General features: G+C 57.3%; 16 protein-coding genes. 8 read left to right on the top strand and 8 right to left on the bottom strand.

The window, feature by feature from the left end:
* The first annotated feature begins 21 nt into the window (after positions 1 to 21).
* From ACNFH5_RS22650 to ACNFH5_RS22625, 6 genes are all read left to right on the top strand, one after another.
* On the top strand, positions 22 to 441 hold the full coding sequence (locus tag ACNFH5_RS22650; protein ID WP_416749883.1) for a hypothetical protein: 420 nt from the start codon (positions 22 to 24) through the stop codon (positions 439 to 441).
* Positions 442 to 972: 531 nt separating this feature from the next.
* A complete protein-coding gene (locus tag ACNFH5_RS22645; RefSeq protein WP_416749881.1) occupies positions 973 to 2088 on the top strand; it encodes a glycerophosphodiester phosphodiesterase family protein in 1116 nt (371 codons plus the stop codon).
* A gap of 2 nt (positions 2089 to 2090) precedes the next feature.
* Entirely contained in the window at positions 2091 to 2486 is a 396-nt protein-coding gene (locus tag ACNFH5_RS22640) for a hypothetical protein (protein ID WP_416749879.1), read from the top strand.
* Positions 2487 to 2506: 20 nt separating this feature from the next.
* Positions 2507 to 4360 carry a hypothetical protein gene (locus ACNFH5_RS22635; protein WP_416749877.1) on the top strand — a complete coding sequence of 618 codons (1854 nt, stop codon included), beginning with the start codon at positions 2507 to 2509 and terminating at the stop codon, positions 4358 to 4360.
* A 370-nt stretch (positions 4361 to 4730) separates the two neighbouring features.
* The gene (locus ACNFH5_RS22630) at positions 4731 to 4901 is read left to right on the top strand and encodes an HNH endonuclease (protein ID WP_416750005.1); all 171 of its coding nucleotides are present in this window, start codon (positions 4731 to 4733) and stop codon (positions 4899 to 4901) included.
* 51 nt (positions 4902 to 4952) lie between these two features.
* On the top strand, positions 4953 to 5678 hold the full coding sequence (locus ACNFH5_RS22625; protein ID WP_416749875.1) for a hypothetical protein: 726 nt from the start codon (positions 4953 to 4955) through the stop codon (positions 5676 to 5678).
* Between the two features lie 739 nt (positions 5679 to 6417).
* On the opposite strand, the gene ACNFH5_RS22620 is transcribed toward ACNFH5_RS22625, so the two are convergent.
* The 3 genes from ACNFH5_RS22620 to ACNFH5_RS22610 all read right to left on the bottom strand — a co-directional run bounded on the left by ACNFH5_RS22620 (position 6418) and on the right by ACNFH5_RS22610 (position 7544).
* Positions 6418 to 6567 carry a hypothetical protein gene (locus tag ACNFH5_RS22620; RefSeq protein WP_416749873.1) on the bottom strand — a complete coding sequence of 50 codons (150 nt, stop codon included), beginning with the start codon at positions 6565 to 6567 and terminating at the stop codon, positions 6418 to 6420.
* Positions 6568 to 6673: 106 nt separating this feature from the next.
* A complete protein-coding gene (locus ACNFH5_RS22615) occupies positions 6674 to 6949 on the bottom strand; it encodes a hypothetical protein (protein WP_416749871.1) in 276 nt (91 codons plus the stop codon).
* A 22-nt stretch (positions 6950 to 6971) separates the two neighbouring features.
* The gene (locus tag ACNFH5_RS22610; RefSeq protein ID WP_416749869.1) at positions 6972 to 7544 is read right to left on the bottom strand and encodes a transglutaminase domain-containing protein; all 573 of its coding nucleotides are present in this window, start codon (positions 7542 to 7544) and stop codon (positions 6972 to 6974) included.
* Positions 7545 to 7733: 189 nt separating this feature from the next.
* Between ACNFH5_RS22610 and ACNFH5_RS22605 the strand changes: the two genes are divergently transcribed.
* Both ACNFH5_RS22605 and ACNFH5_RS22600 read left to right on the top strand, forming a co-directional pair.
* The gene (locus tag ACNFH5_RS22605; RefSeq protein WP_416749867.1) at positions 7734 to 8405 is read left to right on the top strand and encodes a hypothetical protein; all 672 of its coding nucleotides are present in this window, start codon (positions 7734 to 7736) and stop codon (positions 8403 to 8405) included.
* Positions 8406 to 8556: 151 nt separating this feature from the next.
* Positions 8557 to 9288 carry a TIGR02391 family protein gene (locus ACNFH5_RS22600; RefSeq protein WP_416749866.1) on the top strand — a complete coding sequence of 244 codons (732 nt, stop codon included), beginning with the start codon at positions 8557 to 8559 and terminating at the stop codon, positions 9286 to 9288.
* 408 nt (positions 9289 to 9696) lie between these two features.
* Here the strand turns inward: ACNFH5_RS22600 and ACNFH5_RS22595 are convergent, their stop codons facing one another.
* Genes ACNFH5_RS22595 through ACNFH5_RS22575 form a run of 5 tightly spaced genes read right to left on the bottom strand, consistent with a single transcriptional unit; the run spans position 9697 to position 16476 of the window.
* Positions 9697 to 10890 (bottom strand): DUF3322 domain-containing protein, encoded by a 1194-nt coding sequence (locus ACNFH5_RS22595; RefSeq protein WP_416749864.1) that lies wholly within the window; start codon positions 10888 to 10890, stop codon positions 9697 to 9699.
* Entirely contained in the window at positions 10887 to 12302 is a 1416-nt protein-coding gene (locus ACNFH5_RS22590) for an SbcC/MukB-like Walker B domain-containing protein (RefSeq protein ID WP_416749861.1), read from the bottom strand. The genes ACNFH5_RS22595 and ACNFH5_RS22590 overlap by 4 nt, the downstream gene beginning before the upstream one ends.
* Complete coding sequence (locus ACNFH5_RS22585; protein ID WP_416749859.1) at positions 12235 to 14274, bottom strand: ATP-binding protein; 2040 nt, start codon at positions 14272 to 14274, stop codon at positions 12235 to 12237. The genes ACNFH5_RS22590 and ACNFH5_RS22585 overlap by 68 nt, the downstream gene beginning before the upstream one ends.
* Complete coding sequence (locus ACNFH5_RS22580; RefSeq protein WP_416749857.1) at positions 14267 to 15025, bottom strand: DUF4194 domain-containing protein; 759 nt, start codon at positions 15023 to 15025, stop codon at positions 14267 to 14269. The genes ACNFH5_RS22585 and ACNFH5_RS22580 overlap by 8 nt, the downstream gene beginning before the upstream one ends.
* Positions 15022 to 16476, bottom strand: coding sequence for a DUF3375 domain-containing protein (locus ACNFH5_RS22575; RefSeq protein WP_416749856.1), 1455 nt, complete (start codon positions 16474 to 16476; stop codon positions 15022 to 15024). Before ACNFH5_RS22575 ends, ACNFH5_RS22580 begins: the two co-directional genes overlap by 4 nt.
* Between the last annotated feature and the right edge of the window lie 302 nt (positions 16477 to 16778).

Here is a 16778-nt window from a genome sequence, read left to right as displayed (position 1 = left end):
AATCCGATCGTAAGGGAAAGAATGAAACGAGTATTCGCGGTATTGCTAGGTACCGCACTGCTTCAAGGCTGCGCCACCGAGCACACCGGCATTCAATGCAGGGACAACTTCACCAGTGAAGGAAACGTACTGGTTGGGCAGCGCTTCTCCACCATCTCGGACCTGCCGATGCAGCCGGCCAGCTTGAGCTTCAAGAAGGCTCAGCAGGTCCTCGTCAAGAACGGATACCACCTGGAAGCCATGGATGAGAAAAACGGCGTCATTTCGGCCTACCAGAATGTCCACTACAGCACTAAGACGGCGCCGGTGAGCGTCATCATCGAGCCGCTCGGGCAGGGCTCGCGAATGACCATAACCTGCGTAACCACCGCCGGTCTCTACACGCCGAGCTCTGGTGCTGAAACTGAGTTCTGCCACCTGGTGGATGAAACCCTCAAGTGATTTGACGTCGGCGGCTGGTGTTTATGGTCGCCGTCCCTGCTGCCTCATCCTCGCAAAATGCCGCTCATCGTTCTCCCATCGGTAGTGCTTTGAGAACTGCAATAGGGAGCGCGAGCGGCAAGCTGCGTTCAGGGAGAAGTGTCCTGCCGTTACCGCCGTAGCGGCAGGCGAAACCTTGCTTCATCTCTGCTAGATGCAATTCTGATCTGCCGGCGACTCTGTCGGTGCAGTCACCCGCCTGCTTCGCGCCAAGCCGACACTGAAGCATGGGGCTACATCTTGAGCCCGTGCCAATTCATTTCGGTAGTCCGGCTTTTCCCATCAGGATGTGATCGCTTTATAGCTCCAAAATCTGCAGGTCGACGCTGAGCAACGCTCTCGAAGTGCTCCTGCAAGCCTCATGCAATTGGCTAGGTTCAGCCTCTCTCGTATAATTCCAAATCGCCATCATGCGTGAGCCACGCATAGTGAGTTTGGGTACGGGGATCGTATCCAACGTGCAAACAGCCATTTCGAGCTTAAAGGATTGTGATGCCCGCTTGTCTTGCCAAATCGATGTGTCTGCCAGTGCTTGTGCTGGCAATGCTTTCCCCGGCATACGCCACCTCAATGCTCCCTGCCGATGCAAACACCAGCCGCGAACCTGAGCAGCTTGAGCTAATGAAACGGGGTTACTACATCGAGCAGGGGGGCGCGCTCAAACGCCTGGGCGCCCCGCAGCAGATCGGTTGCCGTGGCTTTGAAATCCAGGCTCATAGGGGCGACCCTCGCTTTGGAGAGAACGGCGCTAGGGCCGTTCTGAGCGCTATCGCCAGCAAGTACAACGGCGCTGAAGTCGATGCTCGCCAGCTGCGCGATGGCACCTGGGTGTTCAACCACGATGCGTCTACCGGGCGGACACTGAACCTCCCTCAAGGTGACGTGGCACTCACGAACCTTGATCTGGAGACCTGGCTTACGGCTAAGGGGCGTGATCGGTTCGGTGCCCCCACCAACGATAACGTCTATTCGGCCTCCCAGATTTTGTTCGCTACCAGCAAGACCGTGGTGCCGGGGCAGACCATCAATATCGAGATCAAGGGAAATAGAGGCCTGACCTGCGGCACCCTCGGCACGCTAAACGCCATGGCTATTAAGGAGATGGGGCAGTCCTACATTTCCTACTCCAGCTTGGATGGGCTGCCGCCGCTGCAGTGCATGCGCAGCCACAACCCCACCGCCTACTTGGGCCTGATTCAAGGGCCAAGCCAGGCAGCACTGGAAAAATGGGCGGCGGCGAACCATGCGGAGGAGCTGGGCAACCTCAGGGGACGCGCGCGGCTGATGGCCGGGGCGCGCCTCGCGAACAAGGCCTTCGGAACGTACAAGTTCCCTCGTTGGACCAGCAACAGCAAACTTTCCGAGTTGCGATCCTCCATCGGCGGGGATGTTGGGCTGCATGTCGAGATCACCGATCTGTTGGCTGACCCAGGCATCACTGCCCGGGCCCACCGCGCCGGCATCAGGAAAGTCCTGACCTACACACTGACGGACAACCGATCTCACATCGATGGGCTCAAGGCGCTCAAGAAAATGGGCCAGCTGCCAGATGGCGCGATTGTCGATTCAACCCCCATCAAGACCTGCAAGATGCTTGGGCTGGAATAGTGATGATGAAGACGTACGCAATACCAGGCCTGCTCGCAGCGACTTTGCTGGCCGGCTGCGCTCCCCAGCGCCCCATTGCAGACGCGGGAACGAATGAGGCGGCGCTCGCTGAGCAGGACGCCAGGATGGCCTACATGAGCGCGAAGCTTGCCGAGACGATCAAGGTACTGCCGCCTGACGCTGACCTGGAGAGCATCACCGAGCAGGTTTCGCTGGTCAGTCAGGGAATGTACCTCACCTGGGACGGGGAGCGCCGTTATCTCAACCCGGCAGACGAGCCGAAAACTGTCTCCACTGCGAAGGTAGCGACGCCCAAGGCTGTTCGGATCAAGCCAGCCCCAATCAAGAGAGAGTCGATCAGGCTGGAGGATGTTCCGGCCCCCATCAACATCGATTAACCAGACAAGGAATCTGAGTCGTGGAAGTCAAAGGGCGTACATTCTGGCCACTTCTGTTCGGGGCCATCAGCCTGATTTACGTGTTGCTCGAGTTCGGTTTCAACGCGAACCTGGTGGATCTTGCCTCCTCCGCCACGCTGAGCAGCGAAGAGCTCGAGCACATGGCTCGCAAGGGTGAAACGCTGTCCGGCATTGGACTGGCCATCGCACTGATGACTCTGCTCAAGCGCTTCACTCCGCTGAAAGATCGTGGGACGTTTCTTTCGCTGGCGCTGCTGATCGCAATGATCGCCTTTGTCACCGTTCCCTTTATGAAATGGGCTCAGCCGGCCTTTGTGGACTACCTGGTGGACAGGACCAGTGCTGAGGACCGGAGTAAGGCGCTCGGCCTAAATTTGTTCAAGTTCGGGGTTGCAAACGGGGCTGTGCAGATCAAGGGGCAAGCGCTGCAGGACTCTCCCCAGGACAAGACTCTTCTAGCTCTGATTGGCCCTATGGCCAGTGGCAACACGCGAATCGAGAGCATCATTTCATCGAATCGTAAGCAGATATTCGAACGCGTGCTGCTTAGTGCCGGAAACGATACGACCCTGCGCCGCTGGAACGATTACCAGAATGTCCGGGAGGACGTGGCCGCCAAATACAGTAGCTACGTCGATAGCGCGAACAAGTATCAGTCTTCGCTGCTGAAGGCATCGGGCAAGACCGGCGAAACACTGGACGCTATCCGCAAGGGGGTCGAGGCCGACTATAGGAAGCACCTGGAGGACGTTCGGCGTTTTGACGCGGCGCTGTTGGCCGAGGAGCAGGAAATTAACAATCAGGTGCGATGGAGTTTGAACAACCCCACCATCCCCGCCTACAGGGCCAACTACGAAAAGGCCACGAAGCGCATTTACGGTTTCGTTCCTAACGTAGAGGAGTACATCGTGACTCGCACCGCGACCGCCAGCGACGCAACCACACGCAATGGCAACACGCTGAGCATCAACCCGGTCGCGCTTCTGATGAACTCGGTCACGGATCGCAAGATCAGGGTGATCAGCGACGAATCGATCCACCAGGGCCATCTGCGTATGATCGATCGGGCGTATGCCCAGCAGTCGAGCGGGATACCCCGGAATCTCACGCTGAGCCAGTACATGCGCCAACCCCAGGTTTGCTCACGGGCGCGGGCCAAGGTCGTATCCAACGGGATCAATCTGCCCGGCAACTGGTGTCCGGACAACGAACGTGCGGTCATGGATTCGGTACAGAACGAAGCGCAGCAGCGCGTGCAGCGCGAGTGGGACAAGGGCACTCAGTCTCGCTTCGGACAGGTCGTTGGGGCAGATCTTTCGGAAAACCAGTTCCGCAATCTGCCTGCGATTCGCAACGGTATCGCCAAGGCGCTTGCCGGTGCCCCGTGCACCCGGGGCAATGCTTATCTGAGCGCCGCCCAGTTCAAGAGCCAGTGTATCGCCCCCGAATTGAACAAGCGCCGGGACGAGCTCAGCGCAGCCTTCTCCGCGCCGGTAGATCAGTTGGCTGATGGCGGCACTCAAGCTCAAAAGGGACGCCAGGCAGTAAAAGCCCTGATCATCCCGCCAGTGGCAATGGCCCTGAGCCTGTTCTTCTCCCTGCTGGCTGCCATCAACTTGCTATTGAAACTGCTGCCGGGCAATCCGCTTTTCCGCGGCAAAGTGGTCCGCTACGGTGGCGTTGCTGTACTGCTGCTACTGCCGGCGTTTGGCTCGGCGGGCAAGCACGATGCGATGGCTCAGTTGATTTTGGGTGAGAGCAAGAGCTTCGGCATTCTGTACAGCTGGGTACTCAATGCCGAGCCCGCTGTGTACCGGTTCGGCCAAGCCTTAATCAAGCCCAGCAAAAGCTGATTACTTGATGCATTAGAGCTCCTTAGGGGGCTCTTTTCATTTCGAGAATCGTAAAAAAAGCTGCGGTTAATCGTGCAGCCCAAATGGGGCCGCTCCTCCCGGCCGACAAGCCTGAGCCGAGAATGAGTCAGCGACGAAAGCAGTGGCAGGAGTTTTAAGAGCGCCTGGCTGAGCAGACCTCGTTGACCGAAACCCCTGCATCCTTCTATGCGCGAGGTGTTTAAGCCACCACACCAAGTCCGGAAGGCAAGGCAAAGCACCTGGCCGCGGCGTCAACCATACCTAAGGTAGTATGCACGTGGTGCAGAGTTTCGAGCGGAACCCTGACGTAGTGACCGAGGTACTGTACCGCGCCCAGAGCAGCTGAGGACTGCGGAAGCACTGCACAGACGGTAAGCCCTACCCCGAGGTCCGCCACGTGGTGCGCCTGGCTGATGGGGGCGAGGACACCGTCGAAAACGCGATAGCGATCTGTCCGAATTGCCACCGGTTGCGACACTTCGGGTTGGTAAGGGATGTACATCCCTCGGCGGAAAAGTAGGCTGATCCCTTCGGGTTTTCCCCAAGCTTTGACGTCAAGGATGGATACACGATGAACGATAAAACGCCGTGGAAGATCAGGGCTCGTGTGAGGTGGGAGGGAGATACGTCGACGTTGAACCATCTACGCATGTCAACAGACCTAGGGGATTTTTTCTACACTGAATCGACGCGGATCTACTTTGACCTGAGCGGCACGTCGGTAACTACTGATTACTCAGCAGCTACCCAGCAGGCAATGGATGTAGTGACAGGAGTGAACGGTCGGATCCAGGGGAGGAGCATTCCAGGGCGTTTCCAGTTCGTGGTGATTGAGCGTTACGAAACCGGCCGCGCACCAACTCAGGTGCTCACAATCAAAGGCATTGAGGGAACTGCCTTTGGGGTTGCAACTATCAGCACCCTCGATGCCCATGGAAACTCCGTTCCTCCGCATCGTAAACCAGAGTTTTCTATCATCTTGTCGAGCCCGGATCTGGCCTATGCAAATCGTTTGCTTGCCGATATCTGCGATAACGATTGGGGAGCGGTATACAAGATTGGAGAACTGCTCACCAAGAACATGCATGCCCAACTGAATAATTGGGGATTGAAGGGCGGATTAAAGAAGCTCAATGCGGCTGCTAATAACCCCGGGATCACTGGAGATCACTGCCGACATGCTGTGGCTGATGGTAACCAGGCCAAAGCAGGGATCACGTTTGCGGAGGCCAAAGATCTGGTCACCAGCGGAGTGGAACACTGGATCAATCATCTGCTGGAGCTGCAGAGCTCTTGAGTCCACCTGGGACCAAGGCGTGGCATGTAACGAGCTGGCTGTGAACTCTGATGATCATTCGCTGGCCGACATCTACTCCGCTGAGACCATCGACGCATGGCGTCTGACCGCAACTCTCGACATGGAAAGCCTTACGGCTGATGAGCCTTAATCCAGATAGGTACTAATCGCAAAGGACCTTTGAGCGCTGCCTGGCCTTGGATGGATTGGTTGTGTCGTGGAATGAGGGCGAATGTGGGGCAGGTTCGTCACCATGGCTATGAGGGAGGCGGGGCTTGTAGATCTACCCGCTGGCGATGATCAGGTTCATCGGGGTGGTTTTGCGAGAAGCCAAGGCCATTTGGATCAGGCCATCGATGCGCCTATCAGACGTGGCTGGGCTGCGGCCAACGCCTAGATCAGAACGCTCATGGAGAGTCTCTTTCTCGAAATTGCGGGGAACGTCGTGCCTGACGATCTCGCGGCCAGCCAAGGCATTAGCGAAACGCGAGCTCCTGTCCGAATCCTGTTCTGAGTGGAGTCCGGACGGTAAAGGCATGCTCAACGGGCTGCTCAAGTTGCTGCATTCGGACAGATCACAAATTGAAGCGCACTCAATTTTCCGACTCCACGTGGCGCTGGTGACTGCCAGGATGATGTTGAACCGACTTGCAGAAGGCCAGTTGTGAGGCGCCCCGGTGTACTGAGGCGCCTGCCTTACCGCACATGCGTAGCTGAGCAGATCTGCTGCAGGGGCAACCTACGCTAACGCAATCAGCCGTGCGACCGTGAAAGCCAAGCACAGGGCCAGCATCAGCGTAGCGGGGCTGCTGAACCCACGCCGGCGCCAGCACCAAATGAACAGCGCCGAGCAGACGATCAGCAAGATGACGTGAAGTTGAATATCCATGAAAAGCTCCTTAATGTTGGGAGCTTCTGATTCTTCACATAACGCAGGACGGCTGGTGGTCAATTGCGTACCGTTTTAGGGTCACAACTCAGCGTAGTGACTCCCGCTAGAGGAAACGGCGCTTGTCGCGTCGGTAGCACTTGAACGCGACAAACCAGAAAGAAATCAGCGCAATGAGCGCGACTTTGTCGTAGCGTTTCATCAGCTTCGGAATGACGGCTTGCTCCAGTCCTGCGAGCGAACCCGAGAAGTGGAGCCGCGACACGTAGAACTCCCCTAGCAAACTGATACCCACAAAAAAAACGACACCCAGAATGAGGGCTGTCTGGGTTCGCTTCGACAGTGCGAGTACATACAAAACGTCAGTGAAGTAGTCCCTCACAGCACCCTCCTTGGTGAGCCAGTTATTGCTGCTGACGTGCACGTGCCTGGTGTGATAACCCTTCCAGAAGCCCATAAATCTGGTTATCTGTGAGGGCGAATTTGGGAGCAAATTCCATCCCAGGTGGCAGCTGATTTGGATAGCACATGAAAGCACCTTTTCCGGCGCCGAAGTACTTCAGGATGTAGTCGCTGAGCCGATTCGGCTGCGCGAGCTCGTAGGCAGTGCGGAAGATCGACAGATCGCAGATGCTTTCTCCGATCATCACCCAGGCGTGCCCATCCCAGGTTGCGTCGACAATCTCATCATCATGCGTTGGTCGGGGCAGATTATCGAAGCAACGGAAAACGTGCTTTCCGTTGATCAGGAGGTCACCCAGGACGACGACTGCAGGAACATCACTGGCCCGCAGAGCTGCAACAAAGCCGGCACTGATCATCACGCAGTGGCCCGCCGCACGGGGTATCGAGGCGAGGGTTCGCGTTGCCGTTTCAGCAATCAGCTTCAGGTCATTCGCCTGGTAGCTGGCGTAGTCCGCGTAGGCCTCTTGGCCTCGGTCGCGAATGATGATGTCGCGAAGCAGCGTAGTGGTCATGGCACTTCCTTGGTGAGTTGGCGCACCGGCTTGGGGAGCGTCTAGAGGACGTCTGCTGACGCTCGCCCATTCCAGAGCCATTTCAACCCACCTCCATCATAAAGGCAATGCTTCGCGCATAAAGTCGTTGATTTGTGCGAAAACTTGAAGAATCATGATTGAGACCAACTAAGAGCAATGGGGTGAGCAATGGCATTCCGAGCGGACGAATCAGCAGAACGCAATTACGAAGAGGCTGAGCGCTACCTAGTGCCTCCGTCCATGTATGCGGATGACGTAGAGAGAAGACACGCCAAGGAGACGCTTTGGGATCTCGCCCATGAGCTTGGGCCGGTGGTGGATGCCTACCCCACTTGGCACCCCCTGGTCAGTAACAACCGTAACCGCTTCCCAGTCACGAGGCCAAGCCGTGAATGCGGCTATGAAGGCCTAGACCATACGAAGTTCTTCGCCCACGGGTTTATCACGTGCCCCTATAACGACGGCCAGGCAGTGATCGACTCCGTCAAGAAACTCCCTCGAACCGGTGTCGCCCATATCTCAGCCGAACGGCTCGATGTGAAGTTTTACCACCCTGGCACCACAGCCATTCTTGTGAGATGTGACTGGCGGCGAGATCTGCCCAACAACATGATTCCGATATCGCTGGCGATGCCGCTGTTGCTGGAGCGGGAGCTTCAGTTCTGGAAGGGGGCGGAAGTTGGCGAGACGTGGGAAACCATGCGCGGATATTTCCTCGGTCAACCGAATGGCAGTCGCTCATCGCTGTTCGTGAATCAAGACACCGGCCAGAAGATGAAGAAGATCTGGGAGGCCCTGATCAACACCGGAATGTTCGGCCCAATCATGGTGGACGGCTGAGGGAGCCAGTGTCGGAGATGCGGCGAAAGCCGCAGCCTCCCGCACTACGGTTTGTCATCCTGATGGAGCGATGGCCATGAGTCGAATAACACCCTTCAGCTCCCAGCACTTGGAGGCTATTTGCCGAGTGCTGGGACACACTGACCACGGCTTGAGTAGCACCCAAATTGGGCGGCTCCTCCAAGAGATCAGCATCCCCGATTTAGACCCTGGCATTACCAAGTGGAAGCGTCTGTTCAACGCGCTGGCCGCTGCTCAGAACCAGCACGGGGTGGGTAACCACCTCATCCGATTCATCAATGCCGCGATGAATCCGGTGAGCTATGTCCGAGATCACTCCGCATTCAAGAAGCGTCGAGAAGAACTGAACATTGTTCTGGCCTTCGCAGGCTTCTATGTCCGAGAGGATGGAAGGGTCGGTCACACCGATCGAGCGGCTACCCTCGACGCTGCGAGAGCTCGAGCGGGTCGACTCAAGAAGGCTCTCGAGGATCGCGCCGTACACGAGGATGTTCTGAAGTACTGCCGCTCCGAGCTGATGGACGACAATTGTTTTCATGCGGTCTTCGAGGCAACGAAGGGGGTCGCACAGAGAATCCGTGAGCTAACCGGCCTTGGGGGCGATGGAGGTGAGTTGGTGACCAAGGCCTTCTTGGGAGAACGTCCTTTGCTGGCGTTGGGGCCCTTGAATACCGATTCGGAGAAGAGCGAGCAGAAAGGCTTTGCCAACTTACTAATCGGCCTGTTCGGCGCCGTCCGCAACCCTCTTGCACACGCGACCAAGACGAACTGGCCGATGTCTGAACAGGATGCCTTGGACATTTTCTCCATGGTGTCGCTCATGCACCGCAAACTTGATGGTGTGCGCAGGACGACACCCTGAAGGGAGGGTCTTTCTGAGGTGTGAGCCTGGGCTCAAACTCCGAATCGGCTTGTACGTTAAACCTCAGTATCGGGCGTGGGGCGAGGTCTGCGGGGCGGTCGGGTAGGATGGAAAGTGTCAGCCCGCCGTGAGGGAACCGCAGCACGCGGAAATGCTGTTGGAGCAGTGACCTTAGCTCACCGAGTAGCCCCGGCCGTTGTAGATGCTTCCAGCCCTCAAAAGGAGTCTTCGGAAACGTCCCCTAATGGGCGATTGCAGCCCAAGTTTGGGGCAACTACCGACCCATAGGGGGCATTTTAACGAGACGGGACAATCCAACTTGCATGAGACGCTTTTTCCGGTTCACTCAGGCTTTTAGCTAACCTCTCACAACCCCGGTTGGGGGATTGAGTTAATGGCTAAGTGCATCTATATCGTAGCTATGGCATGAAGCCAGACGTCAAGTTGCTGCTCTACGTAGTCTTGAGACAACCGCTCCTGTTCTAGTCGACCAACTCCGTGTCGACCAGAGCGCAGCTCCTCAAAAAGGGACCGCTCAGTAAGAGTCAGGCCATAGTCCGGTAGCTCGGCTGGTCGCTCTTCGCACACCCCGCGCTCAGCATGGGCGATCAGCGTGTCGCGATCCATCATCACGGCCTCAACATGGGGCTGCCTCAACCGTGCATCGGCGAGGAATTTCAGCCCCCATGTATCGAGATCCCCCCAGTAACCTACCCTTCGGTCCTTCAGCCACTCGGCTTGTAGCCAGGCGGTATTTGCGCCTCCTCCGAACACTGCAATGGTGCCTGGTAGCTCAGGAAGTCCGTAGCCAGCCTGGAGGTTCTCGATCACCAGCACACTCCGAGCGGGCAACGGATAGGTCATCAGTTGCTCAAAGGACAGCCGAACGAGATCAAGCCCAGCGAGGCGACTTTTCACGTCAGGGCAAAGTGGTTTCACGTGAAGCCAGTTGGATGGTGTGGCGCGGCAGCCTAACCAAGCCTCTAACCCGCCATGAGCGGAAACCTCTTGGTCGTGCATCGAATCCAATAGAGCGGAAATTAGGCTCTGGTTCAGCTCCACGAACTTCGTATCCACCCTCTGTAGTGGCAGGGCCCGCAAGTATCTCCGCTGGCCCATTCCACACTGGAGTTGCGGCAGCAGGCACGCCAGCAAATGGATGTCAGTCATGGAGAGCTTCTCCAGCTCTCCAAGCTGATTGATGAGGGTAGTGAACAGAGCCTTATCCAACGAGAGCAACGGCTCCATTCGCTCCGCCCAGCCTCTGCTTCGTTCAACAGCCTCAGCCCCCAGCGCAGCGATGAGGGCTTGCGTTGATTCGATCTCCAACCTTATCGGGACTTCGCATTCACCCAGTTGCCGAAATCGCTTCGTCACCCATGCCACTTGATGTGGCCACGGCCATTTCCGCCAGGCCGCGATATAGCCATGGAAATGGTCAAGATCCTCAAGCGCCTGGCTACCGGTTGGCGGCTTCAGCAAGCAAGGAATGGGGAAAGGTCGCGCACCCAAGAGTCGCTCCCGCAGCCGGCCTGTATGGTCCCACTCCAGTCGACGCAGCTCCTCAACAACGTCATCTGGAAGCCGTCCCCAATCCCTCACAGAGCTGGCTCCACTTCGATCCCCAGTGAACTGGCTGCCTTTTGCAGCCCCTGCTGTTCATGACGCGCCAGCTGATCGTCAATTTCCTCCCAGGTGACCTCACAGAGCCGACTCTCATGCTTGTCCTGGTCACGCTCTGCGATCAACAGCGAGCGCGCCGATTCACGTGCAAGGTTGAGGTTCTTGTATGGAGTGATCAGATTCACGTGGATCTTCAATTCCCGGAAGACTTTGAGCACCCTGCGACTCACCGCCTCGGCGGTATTGGAGAACGCCTCATCCAGGAACACGGTACAGTAGAGCGGACGGTCGCTGCCGTCAGGCGTCAGCACGTAAGCCAAGCTGGCGGCTACTATCGTGCCGGCAAACGACTCCTTTTCCCCGCCTGACTTACCGCTGGAAGACTCCAGCACATCGCGTACCTTTTTGCTGCCTTTCTCTACTTCCTCGGCGAAGAAGGACAGCTGGTAGCGCGAGTCCAACAGTCGCAGACTTTCCAGATTGCCCGAGGTCGCGGGATTGGTGGCCTTCTCCAGTTTCTCAATAAGGTCCTTCAGCTCGACAAAGCGAGCCTCATGATCGTCACTTCCAGCACGCGCGAGCACGCGCATCAACTGTGCATTGAATGCTTTCACGTGTTCGAAGATTTCTGGCCGACTTCCCAGACGAAGGTAGGTTCCCTGCCGAAACTCCGTGCGCTCCAGAACATCGTTGATCGTTTCGATTCGGTCCTGGATGTCCTCACGTTCGGCCTGGATGGTTTGGCTGATTCGAGCAAGCGACTGTGTTGCGTTGCGGTTCAAGCGCTCTCTGAAACGCTCAACCAGGTCTGGCAATCCTTCCTGCTCCAAATGGGCCAGGTGATCGACGTACTCTTCTAGGGCATCCACGCCGGCGAGCCAATCATTGGCGATGAGCGGCCATTTTGTTTTGAACTCGGAGACAATCCCGCTAGCCTTGTTCGATGCTCGAAACTCTCGGTTGTGGGCGCCCTTACGGGCCTCTTCCAGCGCTGATCGATGGCGATTTTCGAGTTCTGAAACCATCTCCAAATCGTCAAGGTCTAGCTGTCCCACACGCTTAGAAAGCAACTCCCTGACCTCATCCACCAAAGCGGTCCGGGCGGCATCTAACGCCAGCTCCAGTTGTTGGTTCGCCTTGAGCTTGTCGCTCTCCAGCCCACCGACTTTTTTGCTGACCAGTTCTTTCTTGCCTTGTACTTCCTTCAGCTCAGCACCTGCCTGCTCCCACCGAGCCTTCGCCACTCCCAATTCACTATCAGGCCGTTCAAGCGCCTCTAGATCCGCCCTCAGCGACTGCATCCGATCTTGCGCTGACTGGACATCAATTGCCGCCCAGGTGAGCTGGGCGATGCGCTCCCACACCCGAGTGTGCTTCTCGAGGTCGTCCATGGCCGTGCGCGCATCTGCTGTAAGCTGGGCCAACTTCTTGACCTCTGCCTCCAGCTCGACACGATCCTTCCTTAACGCCGCGAGACGCCCCCTTGTTACTGAATCCCAAACACCAGAAACGTGGGTTATCAATGCGCTGCTGGTCCTTCTTCTCAAATCGCCCTTTATCCAGGTGCACCAGGCCCTGGATGGTCATCGAAAAGTCGGTCTGGTCCAGTATTTCAGTCGATGCCACACAGTGCAGGTCGAAGCGTGAGAGATGCTTTTTCAGCCAATCACGATAGGGGTGCGGCTTCCAATCCAGCATTTTTAGAAAGCCATCCGGTAGGAACTCAGCAACCTGCGGATGCTGGTTCAGCCGAACAACCTGCACCCTGACATGGAGACCCGTGTGGCGAGTGTTCAGCCACTTGGTCACCAGGCGATATCGCTCATCAGGCACCAGCAGTGTGGTGCGATGCCCTCCCAGCGCCCGCTCAATGGCGCCTTGCCAAGGTCGATGCGCCTCCAGGACATCAATCAGCTCGCCAACGAAAACAACCTCCGCAGGATCTAGCGACAAGCTCTCTACCAGTTGGTCGCGGAGCTTCTGATAGGAAGGTTCAATGTTGGAGTCCGGTCGCGACTCCATGTCTTCGATTTCACTTACCAGCTCCTTGAGCTGTGTTTGCTCACGGGAGAGGTTCGCTGCCGACGAAGCGAACTGATCCTGGCGCGCTTGACGTAACGCTGGCACATCCGCCAGTTCCGTTTGCGCTCTCACCTGGTTTTGCTTGAATACGTCGAGCGACAGCGTGTCGGGCAGACTAAGGTCGCGTACATCCATCTGATACAGGCGCGCATCGCGCACGCTGTCGTGATGCACCTGCGTTGCCGCTTTCAAGTCCTTCCGCAGCCCCTCCAGTCGCTCACCACCTTGCGACTGGTAGGCATGGAATAATGCCTGTACCCGGTCCGTTGCTTGCTCCTCCAAAGCTCCAAGGCGGGTCATTTCCTGTGCCAACTGAAGCAGTTCCGCCTCGTATTGCTTCAGGCGCATCTGCCACAGTCGAGAGCACTGTTCGCCAAAGTAGACCGGCAGGCCGGCTAGCTCAGATGAGATCCGCCGCATCTCCTCCCTGGCCTGATTCAGCGCTTGGCTGGTCTCTGGCAACTCAATCAGGGCATCCCGCTGTCGCCGAGCATCATCGAGTTCGCTATGGACGCTCACCAAGTCATCGAATTCACTGACCGCAAGCCGGGCATGCTCCTTGACCTGACTGGGCTCCAGGACCAGATCTCGAATCAAGCTGGTGAGGTCATCAATCTTCTTCAAACCCAGCGCCCGGGAGAGCAGGGCAGGAGCGTTACGGTTCTCCATGCGCAGGAGCCGCACATAGGTCTCTTGATACTCGGTAAACGAATCGAATGCCTCGACCAGCGGGTCCTCTTTGAGGTGCTGTTTCAGCACACGGGCATTGCCCTCACCGAAGAGATGCAACAGTTCATCCAAGCCCACATCGCGCTTACCCACTACAAAAAGGCGTTTGAGGTCGTTGAGCGAGTTGCTGGCCTGGGTAATCCAGAACAGGGCCGCCAAGGTGATCTTCGAACCATCGTCCGCTTGGTACAGCGCCCGAAGCCCCGTTGCGGTCGCCCCTGAGCGTTTCAGCAGGGTAGCCGTCTCGCTGCCATCATGGGCCTTGCCATAGTTTCCTCGCACATAGGACATTAAGGTGCGATCCGTACGGTCCCCTTGAGCAGCCGCGATGTTGAACGACGCCTTGCTTGAGGGCAGCAGCAGCGCCATTAACCCATCAATGAGTGTCGACTTACCTGCACCGTTGTCACCGGTAATGAGGGTGCCCTCGGGGTCAATCTTCGCGGAGTGCAGGCCATGGAAGGAGCCCCAGTTGTATACCGACAGCTCGGCTAGACGGATCTGACCGGTGCTGAACAACTCACTCAGACTTACCTCGCTTGCCTCAAGCATCTTGCACCTCTTCGCCCGTTTTGACGTCCGCATCACCGGCTAGGCGTTCGTACTCTTTCAACAGACGTTCAAGAAAATCGGCATTGACGACATAGCGGATCACCGAGGTGATCTCAAACCGCTCGTCATCCCCTCGGACTGCACTGATGAGACGCTTATCTTTCAACAAGGCAAGCGATCCGTTGAGCGTCCTCCGCTCGGAGCGGGAGCTGTAGGTCAGCGGCAAAAAGGGTGTCATCAATGCCTCGATCCGCTCGATATCAATGATGATTTTCTGTTCGCCCGCTGTTTCTCGCTCCTGGTAGTACTTGCGCAGCACCAGCAACAGCAGCGTGTCATAGAGGCTGAGCGTGCGCTTGTTGATCAGGCGTGACGCTTCTTCGTCGGCCTCCTCGTCCTGCTCTGCCACCTCCTGCTGGAGCAGGATGGCAATACCGGCCTTCATGTCCAGCAACATGCGCATGAACATGTTGCCCAAGTGCTCTGCGATCAGGCCCTCGTGCCGGCACAGCGCTTCGAACGCCAGACGTTTGCTATCGGCCATCACCACCCCTTGGCGGAGTAACAGCACCAGGGCGCGCCTGGCCTCCAGTGGCATGCCGACCTCAGAATCCCCAACGACGGGCGGCTCAACGGGAGCATCCCCAAACGTCTCCACCTCACCGCTGACTGACGACGTGTCAGACCGATTCGTTCGATACTGGTCGAACAGGGCAGGGGCCTCCTGGGAATGCTGCTCTTCCTCGTTCATAAGGCGAGTTCCTCCAAATCCGTTGGAAACTGCTCGGCGGACATCAGCAAAGAGGGAATGTTGGCCCGAATCCAATTGCCGGTCCTATCCACTACCACCAGACTTTCAGGGTGTTCCAACACCACAGCACTGACTGCTTTGGCGATCCGCACGTGCGCCACCAGCTCTTCCAATCCTCCGGTGATGGGGCGGTGACTAACGATGCTCGCCACCGTCATCGGGCCGTGCTCAGTGAGCAACAGCTTCACATCCTGGGCCACTTCTAGCACCTTGACCGTGTTGAGGTGATCCAGCATGCCGAGGCTGGCGACGTGACTATTGGTATTTGCGGCCACCTGCCGGGTATCCAGGCGTTCTTCAGGTAGTCGTAGGTGAATACTGGAGGGAGAACGCACGCGCAGACTGCCCGTGGGGAGGTCCACAACCACCGGCTCGCGCAGGCTCACGTCCTGGTCTTTGAAATTCACCGCCAGCCGCTCTAGTTGGCGAAGCAGTCGCTCGACTGCACGGCGCTCTTGCTGAACGCCGCTTTCCACAAAAGCCCGCAGGCTCTCCTCGGTCCGGCGACGGACCTGGAATACCCGCTCACTTTCTTTGCCCAATTCGCGGACCAGATGGGATAGGTAACGCAATTCGTCTGATTTCAGATACTGGGACGCCGGACGTGCCAGGATCGAGCGGATTTGCTCACGGAATTCAGTGATTCGATTCTGATCACAGAGCAACTGATAGAAGCCGTCGAAAGCCTGTCCGGCATCGGTCTGGAGCAGTTCACCTTCATGCTCTATTAGCGCCTTCACCACCTCACCGCGCCCAGACTCCGACTCGATCATGCGGATCCGCATACGCTGATCGAGTTGGCGAATTTCGTCCTCAAGCCGGCGAAAGTCGCCCGTGAGCACTGACGTCAACTGATACAGTCCCCGGATGCGTTCACGCTGCTCCGGCGCGCTCAGCTCTGGCACCTCGCCCAACCGCAAGCGCTCAATCTCCAGATCGAGTTCCTGCCGGCGGGCCGTCAGCAGAGTGATTCGCTCTTCCGGATTTGGGCTCAGGGCGACAGCCAAATCTCGAACGGCGTCTTGCACAATGCGCAGGTGAGAGGCCGTGGCATTACTGTCTCGCTGATCCAAGCTCTGGGCAAAGCGCAGTGCCAATTCGAAGGCATCGGTTCGGGTGAGCTTGTCATCAAGCTCACGCAACCAGCCCGCCTGGATCCATTGGCGTAGATAGGTGCCCGCGTTGTCGTGCAGGCCATAGACCTCCTGCCAGATCGGCAGCTCGGCCTCCAGCGCGACACGTGCTTTCCCAAACGGCACTTCGCTGTCTTGAGCGAATAGGTCATTGATGAAGGCAAGAACGATGGACGCATTCTCAGCGCGTAGCAGACGCCAAGCTGCATGCTCGGAGAGCAATCGCCTAAAACGCGCCTGCTGCTCGTGCAAGCTCATCGACACCTCCTTGTGTATCGAATTACGTCAGGTGCTGGTCTTTGAGACGTCCCGGCTCTTTTACACCATATCTCGAAACATGCTGGGTTTCAGCAGATCAGATAGCCACACCATGGCCTATCCTACCGACCAGATCCAGCACCATCCGTACCATAAGTTCGGCCAGCAGCTAGTCGACCAGGGACCTCCGCCCGAACGGTGAGAGGCGCACCGCGACAATTCGGGAACCTGTGCCATCTTCATGACGCTCCTGTTCATTGACTCGTCGATGGTACCGACAGCGAAGCTGTAGTTTCGTAGCT

Origin of the sequence: Pseudomonas sp. NY15435, assembly GCF_048068295.1 — a bacterium.
In the GTDB taxonomy this organism is placed as follows: Bacteria; Pseudomonadota; Gammaproteobacteria; order Pseudomonadales; family Pseudomonadaceae; genus Pseudomonas.
The sequence above is the reverse complement of the archived record's forward strand: the minus strand, read 5'-3'. Positions and strand labels throughout refer to the sequence as shown.